The organism is Streptosporangium sp. NPDC051022, assembly GCF_040683035.1.
Taxonomy (GTDB): domain Bacteria; phylum Actinomycetota; class Actinomycetes; order Streptosporangiales; family Streptosporangiaceae; genus Streptosporangium.
This window is the reverse complement of the sequence record NZ_JBFBCF010000003.1, coordinates 411,281-435,250: the sequence shown is the minus strand read 5'-3', so window position 1 is coordinate 435,250 and position 23,970 is coordinate 411,281. Positions and strand designations below refer to the sequence as shown.

The window sequence follows — 23,970 nt, the reverse complement described above, 5'->3', positions numbered from 1 at the left end:
CCGCCGGGGCCGCGCGGCCCGGGACGCCGGAGAGGGACCGGAAAGCGTCGGTGTGATCTCCTAGGCTGGGCCCATGGCACGAGTTAACGACGCGGTGGCGGCCGCGCTGGAGGAATACGCCGAGCTGTTCGCGATGACGGGCGGCGACGCGTTCCGGGTGCGCAGCTACCAGAAGGCCGCCAAGGCGATCGCGGGATTCCCCGAGGACATCGGGACCACGGCCGTGCGGAGCGTGCCCGGGGTCGGCGAGGCCATCGCCAAGAAGGTCGAGGAATACCTCGAAAGGGGCAGCTTCCGGCAGCTCGACGACCTGCGGGGAAAGGTCCCCGAGGGGGTGCGGAGGCTGACCCGGATCCCCTCTCTCGGCCCGAAGAAGGCGGTCTTCCTCTTTCAGGAGCTGGGCATCGACTCCCCGGAGAGCCTCGCGGAGGCCATCGGGCAGGGGCGGCTGCGCGGGGTGAAGGGCTTCGGCCCCAAGACCGAGGAGAACCTGCTCAGGGGCATCGAGCAGCTGGAGCACGCCGGTGCCAGGGTGCACGTCGGCGTGGCCATGGACCTGGCCGAGCGGATCGTCGCCTCACTGCCCGCCGAGCGGATCGCCTACGCCGGGTCGCTGCGCCGGATGAAGGACACCGTGGGCGACGTCGACATCCTCGCCGTCGGCCCCGAGAGCCTGATGGACGACTTCAAGGCCAGGCCGTACGTCGCCGAGGTCATCGCCTCCGGTGAGAAGAAGACCTCGATCCGCACCCCTGAGGGTCTCCAGGTGGACCTGCGCGTGGTCCCCGCCGGGTCGTGGGGCGCGGCGATGCAGTACTTCACCGGTTCCAAGGAGCACAACGTGCACCTGCGCGAGATCGTGGTGAAGAAGGGCTGGAAACTCTCCGAGTACGGCCTGTTCGACGGCGACCGGGTGATCGCGGCCGAGCACGAGGAGGACATCTACCGGGCGCTCGGCATGCAGTGGATCCCCCCGGCGCTGCGGGAGGACGGCGGGGAGATCGCCGCCGCGCTCAGGGGCGAGCTGCCCGTGCTGGTCACCGAGGAGGACCTTCGGGGCGACCTGCACACCCACACCGATCTGACCGACGGCATCGCCTCACTGGAGGAGATGGTCGCCGCCGCCCACGCGCGCGGTCACTCCTACTACGCGGTGACCGACCACGCCCCCGACCTGGCGATGCAGCGGATGACCCTGGACAAGGCCCTGGAGCAGCGCGAGCGGCTGCGGCGGCTCCAGGAGAACTATCCGGACATGCGGTTGCTGCACGGCACCGAGCTCAACATCGCCCCCGACGGCTCGGTCGACTGGCCCGCCGAGGTGCTGGCGGGCTTCGACGTCTGCGTGGCCAGCGTGCACTCGCACTTCACCCAGTCGCGGGAGGAGATGACCCGCAGGTTCGTCGCCGCCTGCGAGAACCCGCACGTCCACATCATCGGCCACCCCACGACACGCAGGATCGGCAGGCGCCCGCCGGTAGACGCCGACTGGGACGAGGTCTTCCGCGCCGCCGCCCGCACCGGCACCGCGATGGAGATCGACTCCTTCCCCGACCGCTCCGACCTCCCCTCCGACCTGGTACGGCTGGCGCGCCACCACGGCGTGCGCTTCTCCGTCGACAGCGACGCCCACGCGGTGCCGCACCTGGCCAACCAGCGTTTCGGCGTCGGCATCGCGCAACGCGCCTGGCTGACCACCGATGACGTGATCAACACCTGGCCGGTGGAGCGACTGCTAACCTTCCTAGGTCGCTGAGGGTCACAAAACCGTCACCCTCCTTCGCAGATTACATGCTTTCCTGGTAGGAAATGCGTGTAGGGGAACGGGAGGTGCCGCATGCCGTACGAGAACCTGGACGACGAGGTCGTCCACCGGCCCGCGCCCGCCGAACGGCCTGCCCGGGGAAACCGTGAGCGGCTCCGGCTGGCCACGGTCGACGGGGAGAGCGTGGGCGGCGGGATCCCCGGCGGCGAGACGGTCGGCACGGAGAACGGGGAGGCCGCCACCGGGGGGACCTCCGGCGAGACGGCCGCAGCGGAGACGGAACGCCGGGGGGCGCCCGGGGACACGCCCGGGGAGAGCGGCGCGAAGGACGGCACGGAGAACGGCGCGGAGGACGGCACCTCGACGATCGTCAAACCGCTGCCGCCGGAGCTGTTCGTCCGGCACGACACCAACGCCGAGATGCGCTGGGAGGCGATGCGCGAGGTCGGCTTCCACGTGCCCAACGACCGTTTCTTCGTGCGCAGCCACACCTCGACCCCCGTCATCGACGCGGCGACCTGGCGCCTCGAACTGCACGGCTCCGGACTGAGCAACCCCAGGAGCTTCGGTTACGAGGAGTTGCTCGCGCTGCCCTCCGTGACGGTGGACGTGGCGATCGAGTGCGCGGGCAACGGCCGGAGCTTCTTCGCCACCCAGCAGGGGCAGGAGATCTCGGGCACCCCGTGGCGGCTCGGCGGCATCGGGGTGGCCCGCTGGCGCGGGGTGCCGCTGGCCACGGTGCTGGAGCGGGCCGGGCTCACCCCGGACGCCGTCGACGTCATGCCCCGCGGGCTCGACTCCCCCTACGTGGCCGACGGGGTCGACTACGGCCGGGTGCGCCGCCCCATCCCGGTGTCCAAGGCGCTCAAGGACGTGATCCTGGCCTACGAGATGAACGGCCTGCCACTGCCCCCCGACCACGGCTACCCCGTCCGGCTGGTCGTCCCCTCGTGGATCGGCCTGGCCTCGATCAAATGGGTGGGGGACATCGAGGTCTCCACCTCCGCGCTGGCATCCCCCTGGAACACCGAGTTCTACCGGCTGTTCGGCGACGCCTACCCGCCGGAGGGCAGCGCCCCGCTGACGGTCCAGGGGATCAGGAGCGCCTTCGAGCTGCCCTGGGAGGCCAGGCTGACCGCCGGACGCCCGCACGTGCTGCACGGGCGGTCATGGTCGGGGAACGGCCGGATCACCGCGGTGGAGGTGAGCTTCGACGGCGGGGCCACCTGGCGGCGAGCCCAGCTGCGCGGCCCGCACGTCGTCCCCGCCTGGGCCCGCTGGCACATCACCTGGAACCCTCGGCTGCCGGGCCCGTACACCCTGCTGGCCCGGGCCACCGACGAGACGGGGGCGGTCCAGCCGATGCGGACCGCGCACAACGAGTACGGCTACCTCTTCGACGCCGTCGTACGCCATCCGGTGACGGTCGTGAACGGCTGACGCCGTGGACGGCCATTTCATGATCCTCAGTGGTTCATGGCATTCGAATACATAACTCTTACCTCGCCGGACCCTTCGGTGACGTTCTTCCTGAACGATGCACGTATTGAGTGGTTCTGCAGGATTCCGGGCAGAAGATCGTCGGCCGGACCACCGGACATCGTCTAGAAGACTCTGAGAGTCACCTGGACGAAACGAGGTGGAAACCAGGCGGGGTGAAGATGGCCGTACCAGCTCTCCATTTCCAGCGTTCCACGAGATCCAGCGTTCCATGAGAAGGTTCGACCGATGCGCCAGCTGACCGCCCTCGACGCGCAGTTCCTCAACGCCGAATCGGCGACCACGGCGACCCACGTCGCCGGGGTGGCGATCCTCGACCCGGCCCACTGTCCCTCGGGCGTCGTGACACGCGGGGCGTTGGTCGACCTGCTCCGTGAGCGGTTGCACCTCGCTCCCGCGCTGAGCCTGCGTCTGGCCGAGGTGCCGTTCGGGCTCGACCACCCGTACTGGGAGCCGGTCCCCGACCTCGACGTCGCCGACCACGTCCACGAGGTGACCCTCCCGCTGCCCGGAGACGACGCCCAGCTGGCCCGGCAGGTCGCCCTTCTCCACGAGCGGCGTCTGGACCGCGGCCGCCCGCTGTGGGAGATGCACCTCGTCCAGGGGCTGACCGGAGGCCGGGTCGCGCTCTACGCCAAGGTCCACCACTGCGCCGTCGACGGGGTGACGGGTGCGGAGACGCTGGCCGCCCTGCTGGACCTGACCCCCGAGCCCCGCGCGGCCGAGCCGCCCGCGCCCGCCCGGCAGGAAGTGTCCTCGGGGTCCTCGGGGTCCCCGAGAATCCCGGGGTCCCCGGCGCCCGCCGCCCCGGGACCGCTCACCATGCTCGCCGTGGCGGCGGCCAGGTCCGTGACCCACCCGGCCAGGGCGCTGCGCGCACTGGGACGGATGGCGGCCGATCTCGACGCGATCCCGCTGGCCTCGGCGCTGCCGGGGGCGCGGGTGGTGGCCGAGACCGCCAGGGCGATCACGGGCAGTTCCGCGGAGCCGCTGGAACTGCCCTCGGCGGCCGCGCCGCGCACGCCGTTCAACGGCCCGATCAGCGCCGGACGGCGCTTCTCCTACGGGTCGATCCCGCTCGCGGACGTCAAACACGTCGCCCGGACCTTCTCGATCAGCGTCAACGACGTGGTCATGACGCTGTGCGCCTCCGCCCTGCGCGCCTGGCTGTGCGAGCAGGACGCGCTGCCGGAGCGACCGCTGGTCGCCGCGGTACCGGTCGCGGTCCGCAAGCCGGGCACGCGGGAGACGGCGGACACGGTCGGCAACCGCCTCTCCGTCATGATCACGCCGATGCCGACGGACGTGGCCACCCCCCTGGAGCGCCTGCAGATCATGGGGCGGACGATGAACGCGGCCAAGCGCCGCTTCGCCGACTCCCCCGCCACCTGGCTGGGCGAACTGTCCTCGGTACTGCCCGCGCCCCTCAACACGATCGCGACCCCCGCCCTCTTCCGGCTGGCCTCGATCGCGCTGCCGCCGATCAACCTGATCGTCTCGAACGTGCCGGGGCCGCAGCTGCCGCTGTATCTGTGCGGGGCCCGGCTGCTCGCCTACCACCCGATGTCCGTGCTGTCCGACATGAGCGGCGGCCTCAACATCACCTGCTTCTCCTACGACGGCTCGCTGGACTTCGGCGTGGTCGCCTGCCCGGAGCGGGTGGAGGACGTCTGGCGGCTGATGGGCCACCTGCAGGAGGCGATGGACGAGCTCGTCGAGCTGGCCGGTCCCGTCCCGGCCAGGACACTGCTCCACGCCTGAGCGGTGGCGGCCCGCGCCACCCCGCAGGCCCGCGCCACCCCGCAAGCCCGCGTCAGCCCAGAGACCCGCGTCAGCCCAGAGCGTGGGCGATCAGCTCGGCGACCGCGTCGGGGTCGATGTGGTGACCGGTGAGCTGGCAGAGGTTCTCCTGGTGGAGCAGCACCGCGGCGAAGGTGACCGCCGCCACCTCCAGCCGGGCGGCGTCGCCGCGCGGCGTGGGCAGCGCCAGTTCCAGCGCGAACCTGGCCCGCTTGATGATCTCGCCGTTCAGCCGGCCGAGACGGTCGCGGACCGAGCCGTGCGTGTCCGCCTCGCGGAACAGGATGCGGCGCATCGCCGGGGAGGCCCTGAGCGGCACGCGGCGGGCCAGTCGCGACAGCGCCCCGGCCGCGTCGCCGGGGACGGCCTCGACCTCGGGGGCCTCCTCCACGAGCGTGCGCTCGTCGACCAGCGCGATCAACACGTCGATCTTCTTCGGGAAGTAGTGGAAGACGAGTCCCTTGGGCACGCCGGCCAGACGGGCTATCTCCGCCGTCGGGGTCGCCTCGTAGCCGCCTCCGGCGAACAGCTCCTCGGCGGCGTCGAGGATGCGCTTGCGCGCGCCGGAGTCGGAGGCGTCGCGCGTGCGCCTGGACGTACTGGAGCGTTGTCTGAGGCTGCCCACAGCCTGACGATAGCCGTGGAGCCGAGCCGATTTCCATGCCGCCGGGGGGAGAGCGCCGTACGCCCGCAACCGTACGCACGGCCGCGTGCCCGAGCCGCGTGCCCGCATGTCCGCGGCCGTGTGCCCGCCGCCGCGTGTCCACGGGGGAGCCTGGCGAGGTCCGCGGGTGCCCGCCAAATAGGCTGATCCATATGAGCATTTATGAACTGGACCTTTTTCCGCTCTGCCTGGGCGGCAACGTGTTCGGGTGGACCGCGGACCGCGACACCTCCTTCGCCGTCCTGGACGCCTACGCCGAGGCGGGCGGCAACTTCGTGGACACCGCCGACATGTACTCCCAGTGGGTTCCCGGCCACTCGGGCGGGGAGTCGGAGATCCTGCTCGGCGAGTGGATGGCCGCGCGCGGCAACCGCGACCGGATGGTGATCGCGACCAAGGTGGGCTCGATGGGCGGCCGTTCCGGGCTGTCGGCGGCGAACATCCGCCTGGCCGTCGAGGACTCGCTGCGACGGCTGCGGACCGACCACATCGACCTGTACTGGGCGCACATCGACGACAGGGGGACCCCGCTGGAGGAGACCCTCGGCGCGTTCGACGCCCTGATCCGCGAGGGCAAGGTGCGCGCCATCGGCGCCTCCAACTACGACGCCGAACGGCTGGCCGAGGCGCTGGCGGTCTCCGACCGGGAGGGCCTGGCCCGCTACGGGGCGCTGCAGCAGGAGTACAACCTGATGGAGCGCGGCTACGAGGGGGCGCTGCGCGAGGTGGTGGCCGCCGAGGGACTGGCCAGCACGCCGTACTACGGCCTGGCCCACGGTTTCCTGACCGGCAAGTACCGTCCCGGCGCCACGGTGGACAGCCCCCGGGCGGGCGGGGCGTCGGAGTATCTCTCGACCGAGCGCGGCCCCCGGGTGCTGGAGGCCCTGGACAGGGTGTCGGCCGAGCACGGTGTGGCCCCGGCCACCGTCGCCCTCGCCTGGCTGGCCGCCCAGCCGACGGTGATCGCGCCGATCGCCAGCGCCCGCAACGTCGAACAGCTCAGGCCGCTGCTCGCGATCACCGAGCTGAAGCTGAGCGAGGACGACCTGGCCCTGCTGGACCAGGCCTCCCGCTAAACCTCCGACCAGGTCGTGTTCGTTCGTGACGCCGGACGGCGTCGCGTGCTGCCGCTTCGCGGCGCCTGACGGCGTCGCGGGCCTGGGCGCCTCCGGGCCTGTCACCGCCCCCGCCTGTCACTGCCCCCGCCTGTCACCGCCGGCCCGTGATCCGGGCGGGCGCCGTACGGCGTGGGGCCCGGCCGCGTGACGCGGCCGGGCCCCGTGAGCCGGCCCGCCGACCCCGGCCCCCGCTCAGGCTCGTCCGGCCCGGCTCACCGGCTGGGCCGGGTTCACCCGGCCGAGTTCACCCGGCCGCGCTCGGTACCCCTCCCCCGGATCAGTGCTGGGTGGCCTGCTCGGCGCCGATGCCGGTGAGCGAGCGGACCTCGATCTCGGCGTACTTGGCCGGGTTGTACTCCTTGCTGAGCCGCGCGCCGACGTAGCCGGCCAGGAAGCCCAGCGGGATCGAGACGATGCCGGGGTTGCTCAGCGGGAACCAGGCGAAGTGGGCGTTGGGGAACAGCGAGGTCGCGCTGCCCGAGACGACCGGCGAAAAGATCACCAGGACCAGCGCGGAGATCAGGCCGCCGTAGATGGCCGAGACCGCCCCCGCGGTGTTGAAGCGCCTCCAGAACAGGCTGTAGAGGATGGCGGGCAGGTTGCCGGAGGCGGCGACCGCGAAGGCCAGCGCGACCAGGAAGGCCACGTTCTGCCCCTGGGCGAGGATGCCGAGCCCGATGGCGACCGCGCCGATGACGAAGGCGGAGATCCGGGCGACCAGGACCTCCTCGCCGTCGGTGACGTTGCCGCGCTTGAACACGTGGGCGTACAGGTCGTGGGCGAAGCTCGAGGAGGAGGCCAGCGTCAGGCCGGCGACGACCGCCAGGATCGTGGCGAAGGCGACCGCCGCGATGACCGCCAGCAGGATCGTGCCGCCCACGTCGCCGAAGATGGCCTTGCCGACGGCCTCGGCGAGCATCGGCGCCGCGGTGTTGCCGGCCTTGTCCTGCGCCACGATCGTCTTGCCGCCGACCATCGCCGCCGCGCCGAAGCCGAGCACGAGGGTGAGCAGGTAGAAGACGCCGATGATGCCGATGCCCCACAGCACCGACTTGCGGGCCTCCTTGGCGGTGGGGACGGTGTAGAACCGGATCAGGATGTGGGGCAGGCCCGCGGTGCCGAGCACCAGCGCCAGGCCCAGGCTGACCAGGTCGATCTTGCCGGCGATGCCCTGCGCGGCGGTGCCGTACTTCAGTCCGGGGATGAGGAACTGCTCGCCCTTGCCGCTCTGCGTGGCGGCCTCGCCGAGCAGCGCCGAGACGTTGAAGCCGTACCTGCCGAGCACCAGCAGGGTCACCAGGGCCGCGCCGCTCATCAGCAGCACGGCTTTGACGATCTGCACCCAGGTGGTGCCCTTCATGCCGCCGACGACCACATAGACGATCATCAGCAGGCCGACGCCGACGATCGTCAGCGCCTTGCCCGTGGGTGAGGTGACGCCCAGCAGCAGGCCGACCAGCGCGCCCGCGCCGACCATCTGGGCCAGCAGGTAGAAGATCGACACCGTGATGGTCGAGACGCCGGCCGCGGTGCGGACCGGACGCGGGCTCATCCGGAAGGCCAGCACGTCGGCCATGGTGAACTTGCCGGAGTTGCGCATCAGCTCGGCCACCAGCAGCAGCGCGACCAGCCAGGCGACCAGGAAGCCGATCGAGTACAGGAAGCCGTCGTACCCCGACAGGGCGATGATTCCCGCGATGCCCAGGAAGCTCGCGGCCGACATGTAGTCGCCGCCGATCGCCAGGCCGTTCTGCACGCCGCTGAAGGAGCGCCCGCCGGCGTAGAAGTCGGTGGCGTCCTTGGTGTTGCGGCTCGCCCAGAAGGTGATCCCCAGCGTCGCCGCGACGAAGACCAGGAAGAGGATCGTGGACAGCGTCTGGTGGTTCACGCGATCTCCTTCTCGGCCTCGCGCTCGGCCTCGTGGCGGAGCTTGTCGGCCAGCGGGTCGAGCCTGCGCTCGGCGTAGCGGGAGTAGGCCCGGGCGATCCAGAAGGTGGAGACGAACTGGAGCAGGCCGAGGACCAGCGCGACGTTGATGTTGCCGAACAGCTTGATGCCCATGAAGTCGCGCGCCCAGCCGGACAGCACGACGTAGAGCAGGTACCACGCGAGGAAGGCGGCGGTCATCGGGAACGCCCACGACCGGAAGCGCCGCCTCAGTTCCTGGAAGCCGTCGTCGCCCTCTATCCGTTCGTAAACCGACGAATCATGCTGCCTGGCGGTCATCGGACCTCCCACGATGTGATCTGGATCACGCATAACGTAGGAGGGGACGGTACCCCGCGAGGAGTCCCCGCGGAGGACTCTTCGCCCAGCCGCCGCCACGCCGCGGTCAACTGGGGATGACTTGCGGTGAAAGGTCCCTCCTGTGCGCCGAACGGTCATCCGCCCGGCGCCTCAGCGGCCGGACGGCCCCGTCACCGGGGTTCCGACAGCCGCCGTACCGCCCTGCCCGTGGGAAGGACCGGAACGGCGCTGTGGACCATGGCGAACGTCTCCAGGCCGGGGACGATCACCGTGAGCACCGGGCACCTGTCCTGTTCGGGGTTCCAGCGGAAGGAGTAGGCGCCGAACCCGGCGCGCTCCAGCATCTCCAGGATGACGGAGATCTGCTCCTCGACGCCCTCCGGCCCGGCGGCCGGCAGCCGCGCGTCGAACGCGAGGCGGCCGAGCAGCGGAGCGGGGTCGAGGCGGGCGCAGCGTTCGAGCAACGGCCACCGCCGCAGGCTCTCCAGCCTGCGTTCCAGGGTCAGGTCCACCCCGAGCGAGAGGTTGAACGACGACTGGATCACCTCGGTGAGCGCCCGTTCGACCGCGTACTCGGGGTCCAGGGACGCGCCCGAGCCGACCACCCCCGGGTACGGCCCGGCGCGCGAGGGCAGCGCGCAGTAGGCGGGGATGCCCAGGTCGGAGGTGATGTCGATGATGAGCGGGAGCGCTCCCAAATGGGCCGCGGCCTCACCGTGCAGGCGGCGCAGGTCCTCGGGGAGCAGCTCGGGGTCGAGCGCGGACAGCCGCGACTCCCCGCCGAGGTACCACTCCAGGAAGGCGTGGGACAGCGCGTCCCTCTCCACGACCTCCAGCAGGCCGTGCAGGAGCGCGTCCGACTCGGTGACGCCGGTGGCCGTGCCGCTGTCGTAGGCGTAGCGGAGATACGGCTCGTAGCGCAGGTCGTCGCCGGGGATCGGGTGGCTGCGGCAGGAGGGCGAGCGGCAGAAGGCGGGGTACCACAGCGAGGACCGCCCCGGGCTCAGCGGCTCGGCGCACAGGCACGCGAGGTCGGCGTCCGGGTAGTCACGGGCGAGGCGCTGGATCATCTCCTCACCGCGCAGTTCCGGCTGGGAGAGCACGGCCGTGACGGACATCGTCCGGACGCGGCGGCGGTCCCGGGCGAGCGCCGCCTGCCCCTCCTCGTGCTGAAGGTGCTGCCAGGCCTCGAACAGCGCGCTGACCCTGCTCTGCGTGCCCGCCCCCTTGCCGAGGGAGGCGGTGACGGGGCGTCCTTCGGGGTCGCGGACGGTGCAGCGGTGCACGGGGAACTCCGCGGAGCCCGTCGAGACCAGCTCCGTCGAGAGGCCCCGGTCGGCGAGGACGGATTCGATGACGGCGAGCGCGCCGGCGAGGCCGGTACCGCGCTCCCGCTGGGCGCGCGCCATCCCGTCAGAGCGTTCCGGGCGCGAACCGCACGGTGAAGAACTGGTCAAGGAGCACCCTCTCGGCCAAGGTCACCGAGAAGTTGTCCTCCAGCTGGAAACCGTCCGGCTTGAGAAGTGACTGGCCATTGGAGTTGCTGTTGCCCATCTGCGCTCCTTTCGTTCGCTCGGCTAACTGAGATACACCGAGATACCTGTACATTACAGATCATTTCGACATATGTAATGGATCATGTCAAGAGGATCGGGGGTGCCAGTCACCCCGGTCGAGGTCCAGCGTCTCCGGGGTGTGCAGGCGGACCATGGTCCTGGCCACCCCGGGCGGGATGCTGCCCGGAGTGAGCAACGAGACCACGATCGTGACGGCGAAGGCGACCGGCACCGACCAGGCGGCCGGCTGGGCCAGCAGGGCTCCGGCCAGGCCGGTGTGCGGCCCCCTCGTGATCGTCACCAGCACCGCGCCGCAGGCCAGCCCGCCGCCGACGACCAGCCCCGCCAGCGCCCCGGCCGACGTCAGCCGCCGCCACCAGATGCCCAGCACCAGCAGCGGGCAGAAGGAGGACGCGGACACCGCGAAGGCCAGGCCCACCACGTCGGCGACCGGCAGCGAGCGCGCCAGGGAGGCCAGGGCCAGCGGGACCGCCACCGCGACCACCGCCGCCACGCGGAAGGAGAGCACCCCGCCCCTGAGGATGTCCTGCCCGATGACCCCCGCGACCGAGACCGTCAGCCCGGAGGAGGTCGACAGGAACGCCGCGAACGCCCCGGCCGTCACCAGCGCGGTCAGCACCTCCCCCGCCGTCCCCCCGACGAGCCGCCCCGGCAGCGTCAGGACGATCATGTCGCTGTCCCCCAGCTCGGGGACGTAGATCCGGCCCAGCGCGCCGTAGACGGCCGGCATCAGGTAGAAGAGGCCGAGCAGCGACAGGACCGCCAGCGTCGTACGGCGCGCCGCCCGCCCGTCGGGGTTGGTGTAGAAGCGGACCAGCACGTGCGGCAGCCCCATGGTGCCCAGGAAGGTGGCCAGGATCAGCGAGTAGGTCGAATAGAGGCCGTACTCCTTGCCGCTGGACAGCGGCAGCGCCCAGGTGGCCGCGTCCCCCGCCACCAGGCCGGGCGCGCCGGCCGCCCGCCAGGCCAGCACCAGGAACACCAGCGGCACGGCCAGCGCGGTGAGCTTGAGCCAGTACTGGAAGGCCTGCACGAACGTGATCGACCGCATGCCGCCGGACAGCACGTTCACCGCGACCACGGCCGCGACCATCACCCCTCCCGCCCACTCCGGCGCCCCGGTGATGGCCCGCAGCACCAGGCCAGCGCTCTGGAACTGCGGCATCAGGTACAGCCAGCCGATCAGCACGACCAGCACGCCGGCCATCCGGCGCACGGCCATCGACTCCAGCCGGGCCTCGGCGAAATCGGGAAGCGTGTAGGCGCCCGAACGGCGCAGCGGCGCGGAGACCAGGACCAGCAGCACCAGGTAGCCGCCGGTCCAGCCGACCGGCAGCCACAGCATGTCCGCGCCGTAGACGAGGATCAGCCCGGCGATGCCCAGGAAACTCGCGGCCGACAGATACTCACCGCCGATGGCGGAGGCGTTCCACAGCGGGGAGACCGTGCGGGAGGCGACGTAGAAGTCGGAGGTGGTGCGGGAGAAGCGAATGCCGAACGCCCCGATCAGCACCGCCGCCAGCATCACCAGCACGACCGCGGTCACGCCGTACGCGGTGCTCACCGGTCCCGCTCCACCAGTTCGGCGAAGTGACGCTCGTTGCGCTCGGCCTGCCGTACGTAGAGCCAGGCCCCGGCGACGAACGCCGGATAGATCAGACCGGCCAGCACCGCCCACGGCAGGGGGATCCCCAGCAGCAGGACCTCGCGCAACTCCGGCACGAGCAGGAACAGCAGCGGCAGGCCGCCGACCACGCAGCCGAGCACGGTGCACACGAACAGGGCCAGCCGGAACTGGGTGCGCACCAGCGAGCGCATGTAGACCTCGCCGAGCCTCGTCTGCTCGTCGATCTCCCGGGTCGCCGGATAGCGGGGCAGGCGGGCCGCCGTGGTGCGGGGGCTGGTCACGACCTCGCGGCGGGGCCGTTCCGGCTCCCCGCGGGGCCGCTCGACGGCCCTGCCCAGCCGGTCGGCCATCCGCCGCCGCGCCTCCGGCCCCTCGGCCGCCGCCCCCCGGTTCGTTCCCGCCGGTCCCCGGTTCACTCCGGCCGTCCCTTGCGCGCCCGGCGGACCAGCAGGTCGCGCAGTTCCCGGGTGTGGCGGCGGCTCACCGGGATCTCCGTCTCGCCGATGCGGACCACGCAGCGCCCCGAGTCGATGTGCAGTTCGTCGATGTGCTTGACGGCGACGAGATGACTGCGGTGCACGCGCACGAACCCCGCCGACGACCACCGCTCCTCCAGGGTCGCCAGCGAGATCCGGACCAGGTGGCTGCCGCCCGCGGTGTGCAGGCGCGCGTAGTCGCCCTGCGCCTCGACGTAGCGCACCTCGGTGCTGTTGACGAACCGGGTCACGCCGCCCAGCTCCACCGGGATGGTTCCGGGATCGGTACGGCCCGCGGCCTCGCTGTCCGGCAGTTCGGCCGAGACGCACACCCTCCGGACGGCCTCGGCGAGCCGCTCCGGCCTGACCGGTTTGAGCAGGTAGTCCTCCGCCTTGATCTCGAAGGCGTCCACCGCGTGCTCCTCGTAGGCGGTCACGAACACCACCCGGGGCGGGTTGGCGAACTGCGACAGCAGCCTGCCCAGCACCACCCCGTCCAGGCCGCGCATCCGGATGTCGAGGAAGACCGCGTCGACCGGCCGGCCGTCGGCGATCGCCCGGTCCAGCACGCGTAACGCGGCGGCCCCGTCCCTGGCCTGGAAGACCTCCCCGATGCGGGGGTCGTCCCGCAGGAGATAGGCCAGATCCTCCAAGGCGGGAAGCTCGTCGTCCACCGCCAGGACACGAAGGCCGGTCACGGTCACTCCTCCGGATCATCGAGGTGGGATCCCTAGAGGGTGATGAATCAGACATCACCTGTCAACAGCTTCCGACCAGCCGAATCCGGGGGGAAGACCCCGTGCCCGCGCGCGGGCGCGGATCAGTGGGCCGAGACTCCGGGGTGATACTTCGGCACCCGGACGCTGACCTTGGTGCCCGCCCCCTTACCGGTCTCGGCCACCAGGCCGTACTCGTCGCCGTAGACCTGGCGCAGCCGCTCGTCGACGTTGGCCAGCCCCACTCCCCCGGCCCCCGAGCGCTCGTCGGCGTCACCGGCCAGGATGCGGCGCAGCCGGTCGGGATCCATGCCGACGCCGTCGTCCTCCACGCTGATCCGGCACTCCGCTCCCGCGTCCTCGGCGATGATCGAGATGCGGCCGACGCCGGGCTTGCTCTCCAGACCGTGCCGGACCGCGTTCTCCACCAGCGGCTGCAGGCACAGGAACGGCACGGCGACCGCGAGCACCTCGGGCGCGATCCGCAGCGTGACCTGGAGCTGGTCGCCGAACCGGGCACGTTCCAGGGTCAGGTAACGGTCGATGGAGCGCAGTTCCTCGGCCAGTGTGGTGAACTCGCCGTGCCGCCGGAAGGAGTAGCGGGTGAAGTCGGCGAAGTCCAGCAGCAGTTCCCGGGAGCGGTTGGGGTCGGAGCGGACGAAGCTCGCGATCGTCGTCAGCGAGTTGTAGATGAAGTGCGGGGAGATCTGCGCGCGCAGCGCGCGGACCTCGGCCTCCATCAGCCGCGTCCGGGACCGGTCGAGCTCGGCCAGCTCCAGCTGGGAGTCGACCCAGCTGGCCACCTCGTGGGTGGCCCGCACCAGGCCCGCCGAGGCGTGCCCGCCGTAGGCCGCCAGCGAACCGACCACCCGGCCGTCCGTGGTGAGCGGCACCACGACCGCGTATCTGATCGGGCATTCGGGGATGTCGCACGAGACGACCTCGGGCCCGAGCACCTGGGTGCGGCCCCCGGTGAGGGTCTTGGCGGCGTGCGCGAACGCCTCGGGGGCGTGGTGCTCGCCCTCCCCGTCGTAGACCAGCAGCCGCTTCTCGTCGGTGATCGCCAGCGCCGGGGAACCGAGCAGCTCGCGCAGATGCCGCGAGGCCTTCTGGGTGCCCGCCTCGGTCAGCCCGGCCCGCAGCGGCGGCGCGGCGAGCGAGGCGGTGTGCAGGGTCTCGAAGGTGGCGCGCTCGGCCGGGCTGCTGCCCAGCTCGCGCCGTCCGCGCAGCACGCGCCACAGCACCAGGGCCGGCACACCGACCAGGGCGGAGACGAGCAGCACGGCGACGAGGGGTTCCACGTCCCGGACCCTATCCTCGCACGTTCGCGGACGCCCCTCTGACGGACATCAGACCGGCCGCCCCACCCCTTTACATTGTAGATCATCATCGGCCGGGGGCTCCCCCGACCGGCTCCGGCTCCCGCCCGGCCGGTCCGCTCCCGGCTCCCGTGCTCCGCCGCCCGTTCCCGCACGCTCCGGGCGCCGGGCGCCGGGCGTCCCCTGTCCCGGGCGGCGGACGGGGTCAGGCGAGCGCGTCCTCCAGCGCGTTCAGCAGCGACTGGGAACGCAGGTCGGGGGCGTCGCCGCGCAGCTGGTTCATCGCGTAGGAGAAGCCCAGCCCGTGACCGGGCCACGCGGCGTGCCGGGAACCGCCCATGCCCGCGTGCCCGTAGGCGTCGGCGGGCCGGCCGAAGACGTTCAGCCCGGCCTGGAGCTCGTAGCCGGCGCCGTAGGCCATGGGGGCGCCCCACAGGGGTTCGATCCCCTTGACACGCTCGGCGCGGCCGAGGTCGAGCGTGGCCCGCTCGATGATCCGGACGCCGTCCAGCTCACCGCCCCTGGCGAGCGCGCCGTAGAAGCGGGCCATCGACCGGGCCGTGACGACGGCCCCCGCGCCCGGAGGGGGCGACCGGCGGGCGAGCGGGGTGTTCCAGTAGAGGTCCCCGCCGCGCAGCAGCAGCGGCGGGTTGGCCTGGACGCGGTCGGCCAGCGGGTCACCGGTCCGCTCCCGGCCCGGCTCGGCCCCCACGCCGTCCGCGAGCGTGAGCCGGGAGACCCGGCCCTCGTGCTCGGGGGGCACCCCGATCCACACCTCGAGTCCCAGCGGCGCGGCGATCTCCTCGGCGAAGAACCGCCCGACCCCCCGGCCGTCCACCCGGCGGACCAGCCCGTCGGCCAGCCAGCCGTAGGTGAGCGGGTGGTAGATGTAGGCCCCTCGCGGGTCGTCCTCGGGCTCCTGGGCGGCCAGCAGGGCGGCGAGCCGTACGGAGTCGGCCAGATCCTCCGGGGCCAGCGGCGTGCGCACTCCGGGCAGCCTGGCCCGGTGCGAGAGCATCTCCACCACCGTGGTCCCGCCCTTGCCGTGCGCGGCGAACTCCGGCCAGTAGTCGGCGACCGGCGCCTCCAGATCGATCCTCCCCCGTTCGGCCAGCATCAGCACGCAGGTGGCGATCAGCCCCTTGGCCCCGGAGAAGACGAGTTGCAGGGTGTCGCTCTCCCACGGCCGCCCGGTGACGGGATCGGCCGTCCCGCCCCACAGGTCGACGACCACCTCCCCGTCCAGCACGGCCGAGAAGGCCGCCCCGACCTCGCCCCGTTCGGTGAAGTTGCGTTCGAAGGCCGCCGCGACGCCTTCGAATCCGGGCGCGGTGAATCCGCCGATCTGCGGAGAAGTACTCATGCCACTGGCAACGGCCGGTGATCGCGGCGTCATTCCCGCCCTCCCGGCACGGATCCGGCCTCCGGCGGCGGACGGCCGAAGGCCCGGCCCCCCGCCGCGACGGCGCGGAACAGACGTTCCCCGGCTGACATCACACCGGGACAGGAGGATCGGCGGACGCCGGGACGGGAGGAGGACACCCCGGGGGAAATCCCCTCGCCCCGCGGAGACCCCTTCCATAAAAAAGGACAATAAACACTCAGAGAACATGTGACCATAAATGCGAAAAGCCGCCCCCGAGTACTCGGGGGCGGCCTTCACGCGCCGGTCAGCCGATCAACGGCCCTGCAGCGCCTTGACGTTGTCGCCGAAGCTCCAGCTCCTCGACCCGTCCCAGTTGATGGACCAGGTCATCAGGCCCTTGAGCTGGCCGCCGAAGGCGTTCCAGCTCTGGGAGACCAGGGACGGCGACATGTAGCCGCCGCCGGCGCCCGCCTGGGCGGGCAGACCCGGGACCTGCTTGTCGTAGGGAACCTTGATCGTGGTGCCCTGGATGACCAGGCCGTTGTTCAGGCAGGTGGTCTGGGCGGTGAAGCCCTGAACCGTGCCCGCGGAGTAGGAGTCACCGGAGCAGCCGTACATGCTTCCGTTGTAGTACTGCATGTTCAGCCACCAGAGGCGGCCGTTGTCGGCGTACTTCTTGATGATCGGCAGGTAGGCGCCCCAGATCGAGCCGTAGGTCACGCTGCCACCGGTGACGTAGGCCGTCTCGGGGGCCATGGTCAGGCCGAAGTTGGAGGGCATCTGGGCGAGCACGCCGTCGATGATGCGGATGAGGTTGGACTGCGAGGCGGACAGCTGGCTGATGCTGCCGCTGCCGGACAGGCCGGTCTCGATGTCGATGTCGATGCCGTCGAAGTTGTACTTCTTCAGGATCGGCACGACGGTCGCGACGAACTTGTCGGCGACGGTGCTGGAGCTGAGGTCGATGCCGGCGGTCGCACCGCCGATCGACATCAGGATGGTGGCACCCGCGGCCTTGGCGTCGCACATCTCAGCCGGGGTGGAGACCTTGACGGTGGCGTCCATCCCGTCCTCCCACAGCACTGTGCCGTCGGAGCGGATGACCGGGAACGCGGCGTTGATCACGTTGTAGCCGTGCTGCTTGATGCGGGGGTCGTTGATCGGCGTCCAGCCGAACGGCGGGTGCACGCCGTTGACCGCGCCGTCCCAGTTCTCCCAGTATCCCTGGATGACCTTGCCCGCCGGCCGCGACTTCACCGCGCACGTGGTGTCGGTCGGCGTGACCGTGGGCGTCACCGTGGGCGTGGGCGTGATCGTGGGGGTGACCGTCGGCGTGGGCGTGATCGTCGGCGTCACCGTCGGCGTGGGCGTGATCGTGGGGGTGATCGTGGGCGTGGGCGTGGAGACGGGAGGGCCGTCGAGGCTGACGTCGTCGGCGTAGTAGGTGCCCTGCCCGTACCAGCCGTGCAGGAAGACCACGGCGCTGGTCTGGGTGGCCGAGGTGGTGAAGGAGACGCTGAGCTGCGTGTACGCCGACGACGAGGTCCAGCGGGACGAGCCGCCGTTCACGCCGAGGTAGACGTAGCTGCCGCGCACCCAGGCGCTCAGGACGTAGGAGCTGTTCGGCTTGACGGCCACCGTCTGGGTGCACTGGGCGGTGTCGGAGCCGCTCGCCGCACCGGCGAGCGCTCCGTTGCCGGAGTGGACCGGGGTGCTGACGACCGATCCCAGGCCACCGGTACAGGACCAGGGCGAGACGGATCCGCTCTCGAAATCAGAGTTCGTGAGCAGATTGGCCGCCTGGGCCGACGTCTGCGTGATGAGGACGCCCGTGGTCGCCAGCAGCACTGATGCCGCCAGCGCCGCCAGGCGCGGAATGCTCTTCATGGGGGGGTGACAACCCTTCTGTCGCCCGGATACGGAAAGTCACCGGGCATTGACGACGTGGCGGAGGGTTGCGAGGCCGCGGTGGGGGGACTCGCGAGCAATAACAGGTCCAAAGAATTATCGAGAGAAATTCGGTCAATGTCCATGACAAGTTCAATTCCGGCGATGTCAACAGCTGCAGATCCGTGCCCGAATTTCCCCATATCATCCCGGTTTCCGCATCGATCCCGGCCGTCCGCCTTCCCCGCCCGGCGCGCCGGTGCCGTCGAACCCCCCTCCGGAGGCCGCCGGCGCCCACGCCTCCCGCGGATTCCGGCCCCCGCCGCGACAGGCTCGCCGGCCGCCACCGGTACGACGATCACCCAGGTCACCGCCCTGTCATGCCCGGTGGGCGCTCCGGTGACCGCTAGCATGCCGATCGACCGCCCCGCGCGGCCGCGAGACCGAAAAGCCGGCGCGAGAGCCCGGAACCCGCGAGAGCAGAGGAGAAGCCGATGGGTCCCGCCCCTCACGACGCCCCCCGCGACACCCCCCGGAGTGCCCCTCGTAGCGCCCCTCAGGGCGCCCACGGCACCCCACGTGACGTTCCCTACGACGAGTGGCGGGCGGGCACCGCCGACCCCGCCTTCAGCCAGTGGCTGCGCTCCAGGTGCGAACCCGAGTGGAGCGCGGTGGTGACCCACCCGTTCGCCGCGTCCATCACCCGGGGCGAGACCCCCGCCGACGCCATGCGCCGTTACCTGGTCCAGGACTTCCAGTTCGTCGACTCGTTCACCGCGCTCCTCGGCGCGGCCGTGGCCAGCGCGGACAGCTTCGAGTCCCGGGTGCCGTTCGGCCGTTTCCTGGGCGAGACCGCCACGACGGAGGAGAAGACCTACTTCCACCGGGCGCTGGCCGCCCTCGGCGTCACCGCGGCCGACCTGGCCGCCGCGGCGCCCGAACCGGTGACGGCCGACTTCATCGCCCTGATGGACGAGGCCAGGACCAGCCTGGACTACCCGCTCGTCCTGGCGGTGCTGTGCGTGGCGGAGTGGAGCTACCTCGGCTGGGCGAGCCGGGCGGAGGAACCGCCGCCGGACGACTTCGTCCACCGCGAGTGGATCGAGCTGCACGAGGGACCGGCGTTCCGGGCCTGGGTGGGGTTCCTGCGCGGTGAGCTCGACCGCCTCGGCCCCGCGCTCCCGGCGGACGGGCAGCTGCGCGTGCTGGACTTCTTCCGCCGGGCCGTACGGCTGGAGCTGCGCTTCTTCGACATGGCCGCCGGTTCGTGACCCCAGGACCGGGCCGTGGGCCCGGCGGCCGGTTCGCGACGGCCGGTCGCCGGGCGAGACGCCGCCCGCCCGGCGGCGGCGCCCTCCCCCTCCGGCCTTCCGGGGCGGCTCAGGGATGCACGGTCGTGACGACGGTCTTGGTGAAGCGGTAGTTGCAGAACTTCTCGCGCGCCCTCTCCCGCTTGTAGTGCCGCTCGAACTCCTGCTGGTTGAGCCCGTCGAAGCTGTCGAAGCCGAGCTTGGCGACCGCGGCTCCCCCGCCGTGGCGGGCCAGCCGGGCGGTGAGAACGACCTTGCCCTCGTGCGGGATCTCGCTTCCCGCCTCGCACCAGACGCCGTCGGAGTACTCACGGCAGGGGAGGGTGGCGATCCGCTTGCCCGCGGTGTCATAGAGCGTCGCCTTGGCCGGGCCCCTGGCCCCCTTGGGGAACCTGCCGCCGACCCAGAAGGAGCCCCAGTAGGGGGCGAAGGATTCCATCCAGGTCATGGAGTACTTCAGGGTGTAGGTGACGCGCCCGCCCTGGGGGACGCGCGGGGTGCCCTTGGCGGCCACGTCGATGGTGATCAGAGGATCCCGCGAGCACTTCCTGGCGGCGCCGAGGCAGGCGGCCTCGGCGGACGCGACAGGGGAAAGGGCGACTGCGATGAGGGTCAGACCTGCGGTGAGGCCGAGAACACGGCGCATGAGATCTCCTGGGGGTTCCTGAGAAAGCCATCCGTCTCCGCGGGGTTCGCGGATCCCGACACCGACCACAACGTACGGGCGGCCGGAACGGTTCAGCGGGCGGATCCGCGAAGCCGTGGGACGTCGAGAGTGGAGATCTCCGGCAGAAAGTGCGGTAGGGGAGATTCCGGACGGGCGGAAAGGAGGGGGTCCGCCGCCCGCCCGGAAACGGCCAGATTACCCCGGCGACCCCCCGTCCGGCTCCCCCGTCGCCTCAGCGTCCGGCCGAGCCGCCCCCGGCGTGCGGGAGCGGCCCCGCCCGGCCACGCTCACCTCCGCTTCGTGCTCCTCCTGCCCCGCCTGAGCAGGCGCACCGCGACCAGGACCAGCACGGCCCCCGCCGCGACGACCGCGACGGGCCGTTTGGCTATTTCGGTCGTGACTCTTCCCGCCGCTTCCCTGACCTCGGCGGGGGTCGCCTCCTTGACGCGCCCGACCACCTCGGGCGCCGCCTCCCTGACTCGTCCGACCATTTCGGGGGCGGCCTCCTTGACCCGGTCCGCCATCTCCGTCGCGGTGGTGGCGGTCGCCGCCCCCACCCGGCGCAACTCGTCGCCCATCTGGGCAGCCGTCTCCTGAACGCGGCCTTTGACGTCGGTCTTGTGCACCAGAGCCTCCACTGTGTCGCCCAGTTCGCGGCGGTCGTTCTCGATGTCCCGCCGCACGCTTTCCTCGCTCGTCCCACCGCCCCCGCGGCTCGTCCCGCGGGGGTGCCCGGCCGTTCCCGCCGCGACGGCGGTCCCACCCGCCGCGGAAGCGGCCGTCGCGGGACCCGTCGCCGTGGAAGCGGCCGCCGCCGGAGCCGCCGGGGAAGGGGCCGCCGGGGCCGGGGCCCTTCCGGCGGCGCCGGCCGTTCTCTCCGCCGGCCGGGGCGTCTCCTCGCGGCCGGGCGGCGGGACGCCCGGGGCCGGGGACGGCGCCTCCCCCGGCACCTTCGGCGGAAGGTTCAGCGACATCTCCTCGTCGGGCTGTACGGGCTCGGCCGCCTCCCGCCTGCGGGCCCCGGTGGTGCCGGCGTCCAGGGTGTCGTCGGGTCTCTCCGGATCTGTCTCGGTCATCGGTGCGCCCTCTCCTTCACCATGTCGAGGTCCTCCTTGAGGCTTTCGATGGTCCGCTCGGGCGTGGGCGGGGCGGCCTGGACCACCTGCTGCCTGCCCATGAGCCCGAGAAGGGCGGCCACGATCAGGAGCACCACGCCCACCACCACGGCGGCGACCCACGCGGGCATCACCAGGGCGAGGAGCAGGATCACCGCGGCCACCAGTGCCCCGCCCCCGTACAGGGCCACCACCCCCGCCCCGCCGAACAGCCCCGCCCCGATCCCGGCGTGCCTGCCCTTTTTGCTCAGTTCCAGCCTGGCCAGGCGAAGCTCGTCCTTGACGAGGCGCGAGACCTCCTCCGACATCAGCCGGATCAGCTCGGCGGTGGACAGGGTTTCCTTGGGATTGCCGATCATGGCGTTCCTCCTCCCCCCAGGAGAAGGCGTCTACCCTGTGCCACCACGGCAAACCTTCCGCGGCCGACCATTGATCGGGGCGTTGCCCGCCCTTTCCCCGGCCTCCCCGGCCCGCGTCCCGGGCCCCCGCCGGGCCGGGCGGCCGTGAGCGGCCGGTGCCGCCCGCCACCCGCGCCGCGTCCGGACTCGAAGGTCGCCCCCGCAAGCACACCTTCGAGGTCCGGCCGTACGGCCGGCGCACCGGGTGGAGAGCTCCGGAACGCCGGCCGCAGGCGCCGAGATCACCGGCGGGACCCACGAAGGCGAACTTCCGGGAATCACGAGCCTGTCCTCCCGGAGCGAGCACCAGCGATCATCACGGTAGAACGCGCGGCGCCCGGGCCACATCGTTCGGCGGTCTGATCCGGCGGTGACCGGGGCGGTAGGCGGGGCGTCGCCGTACAACTTCCGCGGTATGGCCGGTCAACCGTCCGCTCGATGAGGCGGCCGTTCCTCCCTGGCTAGCATGCGCGCATGCGGGCAACGGTGACGGCGCTGATACGGCGGGCCGGCGAGGTCGACCCCAGGATCGTGGACGCGCTGCTGGCCGTCGCGCTCACCGGAATGACCCTGGTGTGGGCCGTGAAGGACGACAGCGGCCCGTGGCGGCGCCCCGACGCGGCCGCGGTCGCGCTGACCCTCGTGGCCAATCTTCCCGTCGCCGTGCGCAGGCGGGCCCCCGTCATCGCGCTCGCCGTCTGCTCGGCCGCCTCGTTCTGGCACCACTCGCTGGGCTACCAGCCCAACGTGAACAACTTCTCCATCCTGCTGACGCTGTACACCGTCACCGTCCTGCGGTCACCGCGGGTCGCGGTGGCCGGGATCGCGGCGGCGGCCGCGGTGTGGTGGTGGGCCTCGCTGATGTCCACCGCGGGCATGGCGGAGCTGAACATGCTGCAGAGCGCGCTGGTGATCCTGACCGCTTGGGTGCTCGGCATGGGCACGCGCAGACTCGCCGACCGGAACAGGCGGCTGGCCGAGCTCACCGAGCGGCTGCGGCGGCAGCGGGAGGCCGAGGCCAGCCGGGCGGTCGCCGAGGAACGGGTGCGCATCGCCAGGGAACTGCACGACATCGTCGCCCACCACATGTCGGTGATCTCGGTGCAGGCCGGTCTGGCCCGCTACGTGTTCGCCAGCGATCCCCACACCGCCAGCTGCGCGCTGGCCACGGTCGCCGACACCAGCCACGAGGCGCTGGAGGAGATGCGGCGGCTGCTCGCGGTGCTCCGCGTGGACCACAGGCCCGGTGGCGACGGCCTCTACGACCCGACCCCGGGCCTGACCCAGCTCGGCCAGCTCGTCGAACGCGTCCGCGGCGCCGGGGTGCCGGTGGACCTGGAGGTGACGGGACGCCCCAGGTCGCTGAACCCCGGGGTCGAGCTGTGCGCGTACCGCGTGGTGCAGGAGAGCCTGACCAACGTGATCAAGCACGCGTTCCCGGCCCGCGCGCGGGTGCGGCTGCACTACGGCGGCGAGGAGCTGCTCATCACGGTCACCGACGACGGCTCTCCGTCGCAGGAGAGCGGGAACGGGGGCGGTCTCGGGTTGATCGGGATGCGCGAGCGGGTCAGGCTCTACGGAGGCAGGATCGTCTCGGGGCCGCTGGCACGGGGCGGGTTCGAGGTCTCGGCGACGGTGCCGCTGTCGCCGCCGGAGGGCCCGAGGGACGGGCGAGGAGACGAATGATCAAGGTGCTGGTCGTGGACGACCAGATCCTGGTGCGGGCCGGGTTCGCCGCGCTGATCCGGGCCACCCCCGACCTGAAGGTGGCGGGTGAGGCCTCCGACGGGGAGGAGGCGGTCGCCCTGGTCACCGCGACCCGTCCCGACGTGATCCTGATGGACGTGCGGATGCCGGGACTGAACGGCATCGCCGCGACCGAGCGCATCCTGGCGGCGGCGGGCCCGGTGCCGCCCAGGGTGCTGATCCTGACGACCTTCGACCTCGACGAGTACGTCTACGACGCGCTGCGGGCCGGGGCCTCGGGGTTCCTGCTCAAGGACACCCCGCCGGAGCGGCTGATCGCGGCGGTCCGCACGATCGCCTCGGGCGACATGCTGTTCGCGCCGACCGTGACCCGCCGCCTGGTCGAGGCCTACACCAGGAACAGGGACACGACGATCGTCCCGCAGGCGGGGCTCGACGCGCTCACCGCCCGGGAGACGGAGGTGCTGCGCATGGTCGGCAGGGCGCTGTCCAACGGGGAGATCGCCGACGACCTGTGCGTGAGCGAGGCGACGGTCAAGACCCATCTGAACCGGGCCATGGCCAAGCTGGGCCTGTCCAGCCGCGCGCAGGCCGTCGCCCTCGCCTACGAGGCCGGCCTGGTCAGCCCGCGCCACCGGCCGTAGTGGCCCGGCACCGCGCCGGTCGTGGCGTCGGCGCCACCGGCGGGTGGCGCGGACGGGTAGCACGGAC

The 23,970-nt window shown here is 71.8% G+C and carries 21 protein-coding genes; 7 read left to right on the top strand and 14 right to left on the bottom strand.

The features are described 5' to 3' along the window. Positions 1-73: 73 nt before the first annotated feature. The 3 genes from polX (at position 74) to AB0N02_RS08600 (ending at position 5,026) form a co-directional block, all read left to right on the top strand. The gene (polX, locus tag AB0N02_RS08610; protein WP_363944034.1) at positions 74-1,756 is read left to right on the top strand and encodes a DNA polymerase/3'-5' exonuclease PolX; all 1,683 of its coding nucleotides are present in this window, start codon (positions 74-76) and stop codon (positions 1,754-1,756) included. 81 nt (positions 1,757-1,837) lie between these two features. Then, positions 1,838-3,205 (top strand): sulfite oxidase, encoded by a 1,368-nt coding sequence (locus tag AB0N02_RS08605; protein WP_363944032.1) that lies wholly within the window; start codon positions 1,838-1,840, stop codon positions 3,203-3,205. 288 nt (positions 3,206-3,493) lie between these two features. Then, positions 3,494-5,026 (top strand): wax ester/triacylglycerol synthase family O-acyltransferase, encoded by a 1,533-nt coding sequence (locus AB0N02_RS08600; RefSeq protein WP_363944030.1) that lies wholly within the window; start codon positions 3,494-3,496, stop codon positions 5,024-5,026. Positions 5,027-5,096: 70 nt separating this feature from the next. Here the strand turns inward: AB0N02_RS08600 and AB0N02_RS08595 are convergent, their stop codons facing one another. Beyond that, positions 5,097-5,690 carry a TetR/AcrR family transcriptional regulator gene (locus tag AB0N02_RS08595; protein ID WP_363944028.1) on the bottom strand — a complete coding sequence of 198 codons (594 nt, stop codon included), beginning with the start codon at positions 5,688-5,690 and terminating at the stop codon, positions 5,097-5,099. A gap of 191 nt (positions 5,691-5,881) precedes the next feature. On the opposite strand from AB0N02_RS08595, the gene AB0N02_RS08590 reads away from it, so the two are divergent. After that, on the top strand, positions 5,882-6,805 hold the full coding sequence (locus tag AB0N02_RS08590; protein WP_363944026.1) for an aldo/keto reductase: 924 nt from the start codon (positions 5,882-5,884) through the stop codon (positions 6,803-6,805). Positions 6,806-7,124: 319 nt separating this feature from the next. On the opposite strand, the gene AB0N02_RS08585 is transcribed toward AB0N02_RS08590, so the two are convergent. The 10 genes from AB0N02_RS08585 to AB0N02_RS08540 all read right to left on the bottom strand — a co-directional run bounded on the left by AB0N02_RS08585 (position 7,125) and on the right by AB0N02_RS08540 (position 18,062). Continuing rightward, positions 7,125-8,735: a cation acetate symporter gene (locus tag AB0N02_RS08585; protein WP_363944025.1), complete on the bottom strand. Its 1,611-nt coding sequence runs from the start codon at positions 8,733-8,735 to the stop codon at positions 7,125-7,127. Further along, complete coding sequence (locus AB0N02_RS08580; protein ID WP_363944023.1) at positions 8,732-9,073, bottom strand: DUF485 domain-containing protein; 342 nt, start codon at positions 9,071-9,073, stop codon at positions 8,732-8,734. The genes AB0N02_RS08585 and AB0N02_RS08580 overlap by 4 nt, the downstream gene beginning before the upstream one ends. A 191-nt stretch (positions 9,074-9,264) precedes the next feature. Beyond that, on the bottom strand, positions 9,265-10,503 hold the full coding sequence (locus AB0N02_RS08575) for a YcaO-like family protein (protein WP_363944021.1): 1,239 nt from the start codon (positions 10,501-10,503) through the stop codon (positions 9,265-9,267). Positions 10,504-10,507: 4 nt separating this feature from the next. Beyond that, a complete protein-coding gene (locus AB0N02_RS08570; RefSeq protein WP_363944020.1) occupies positions 10,508-10,648 on the bottom strand; it encodes a hypothetical protein in 141 nt (46 codons plus the stop codon). Positions 10,649-10,735: 87 nt separating this feature from the next. Further along, positions 10,736-12,235, bottom strand: coding sequence for a cation acetate symporter (locus tag AB0N02_RS08565; RefSeq protein ID WP_363944018.1), 1,500 nt, complete (start codon positions 12,233-12,235; stop codon positions 10,736-10,738). Continuing rightward, entirely contained in the window at positions 12,232-12,714 is a 483-nt protein-coding gene (locus tag AB0N02_RS08560; RefSeq protein ID WP_363944017.1) for a hypothetical protein, read from the bottom strand. Before AB0N02_RS08560 ends, AB0N02_RS08565 begins: the two co-directional genes overlap by 4 nt. After that, positions 12,711-13,472: a LytTR family DNA-binding domain-containing protein gene (locus AB0N02_RS08555; protein WP_363944015.1), complete on the bottom strand. Its 762-nt coding sequence runs from the start codon at positions 13,470-13,472 to the stop codon at positions 12,711-12,713. Before AB0N02_RS08555 ends, AB0N02_RS08560 begins: the two co-directional genes overlap by 4 nt. A gap of 122 nt (positions 13,473-13,594) precedes the next feature. After that, positions 13,595-14,791: a histidine kinase gene (locus AB0N02_RS08550; protein WP_363944014.1), complete on the bottom strand. Its 1,197-nt coding sequence runs from the start codon at positions 14,789-14,791 to the stop codon at positions 13,595-13,597. Between the two features lie 223 nt (positions 14,792-15,014). Further along, complete coding sequence (locus AB0N02_RS08545) at positions 15,015-16,172, bottom strand: serine hydrolase domain-containing protein (protein WP_363944013.1); 1,158 nt, start codon at positions 16,170-16,172, stop codon at positions 15,015-15,017. A 315-nt stretch (positions 16,173-16,487) separates the two neighbouring features. Next, on the bottom strand, positions 16,488-18,062 hold the full coding sequence (locus tag AB0N02_RS08540; protein ID WP_363944012.1) for a glycosyl hydrolase family 18 protein: 1,575 nt from the start codon (positions 18,060-18,062) through the stop codon (positions 16,488-16,490). Between the two features lie 494 nt (positions 18,063-18,556). Between AB0N02_RS08540 and AB0N02_RS08535 the strand changes: the two genes are divergently transcribed. After that, positions 18,557-19,333: a TenA family protein gene (locus AB0N02_RS08535; RefSeq protein ID WP_363944011.1), complete on the top strand. Its 777-nt coding sequence runs from the start codon at positions 18,557-18,559 to the stop codon at positions 19,331-19,333. Positions 19,334-19,442: 109 nt separating this feature from the next. Here the strand turns inward: AB0N02_RS08535 and AB0N02_RS08530 are convergent, their stop codons facing one another. The 3 genes from AB0N02_RS08530 to AB0N02_RS08520 all read right to left on the bottom strand — a co-directional run bounded on the left by AB0N02_RS08530 (position 19,443) and on the right by AB0N02_RS08520 (position 21,513). Further along, complete coding sequence (locus AB0N02_RS08530; protein WP_363944010.1) at positions 19,443-20,018, bottom strand: hypothetical protein; 576 nt, start codon at positions 20,016-20,018, stop codon at positions 19,443-19,445. 308 nt (positions 20,019-20,326) lie between these two features. Then, positions 20,327-21,115 carry a DUF3618 domain-containing protein gene (locus tag AB0N02_RS08525; protein WP_363944008.1) on the bottom strand — a complete coding sequence of 263 codons (789 nt, stop codon included), beginning with the start codon at positions 21,113-21,115 and terminating at the stop codon, positions 20,327-20,329. Further along, the gene (locus AB0N02_RS08520; protein ID WP_363944007.1) at positions 21,112-21,513 is read right to left on the bottom strand and encodes a phage holin family protein; all 402 of its coding nucleotides are present in this window, start codon (positions 21,511-21,513) and stop codon (positions 21,112-21,114) included. The genes AB0N02_RS08525 and AB0N02_RS08520 overlap by 4 nt, the downstream gene beginning before the upstream one ends. A gap of 513 nt (positions 21,514-22,026) precedes the next feature. Between AB0N02_RS08520 and AB0N02_RS08515 the strand changes: the two genes are divergently transcribed. After that, complete coding sequence (locus tag AB0N02_RS08515; protein ID WP_363944005.1) at positions 22,027-23,238, top strand: sensor histidine kinase; 1,212 nt, start codon at positions 22,027-22,029, stop codon at positions 23,236-23,238. After that, positions 23,235-23,903 carry a response regulator transcription factor gene (locus AB0N02_RS08510; protein WP_363944004.1) on the top strand — a complete coding sequence of 223 codons (669 nt, stop codon included), beginning with the start codon at positions 23,235-23,237 and terminating at the stop codon, positions 23,901-23,903. Before AB0N02_RS08515 ends, AB0N02_RS08510 begins: the two co-directional genes overlap by 4 nt. Positions 23,904-23,970 lie beyond the last annotated feature (67 nt).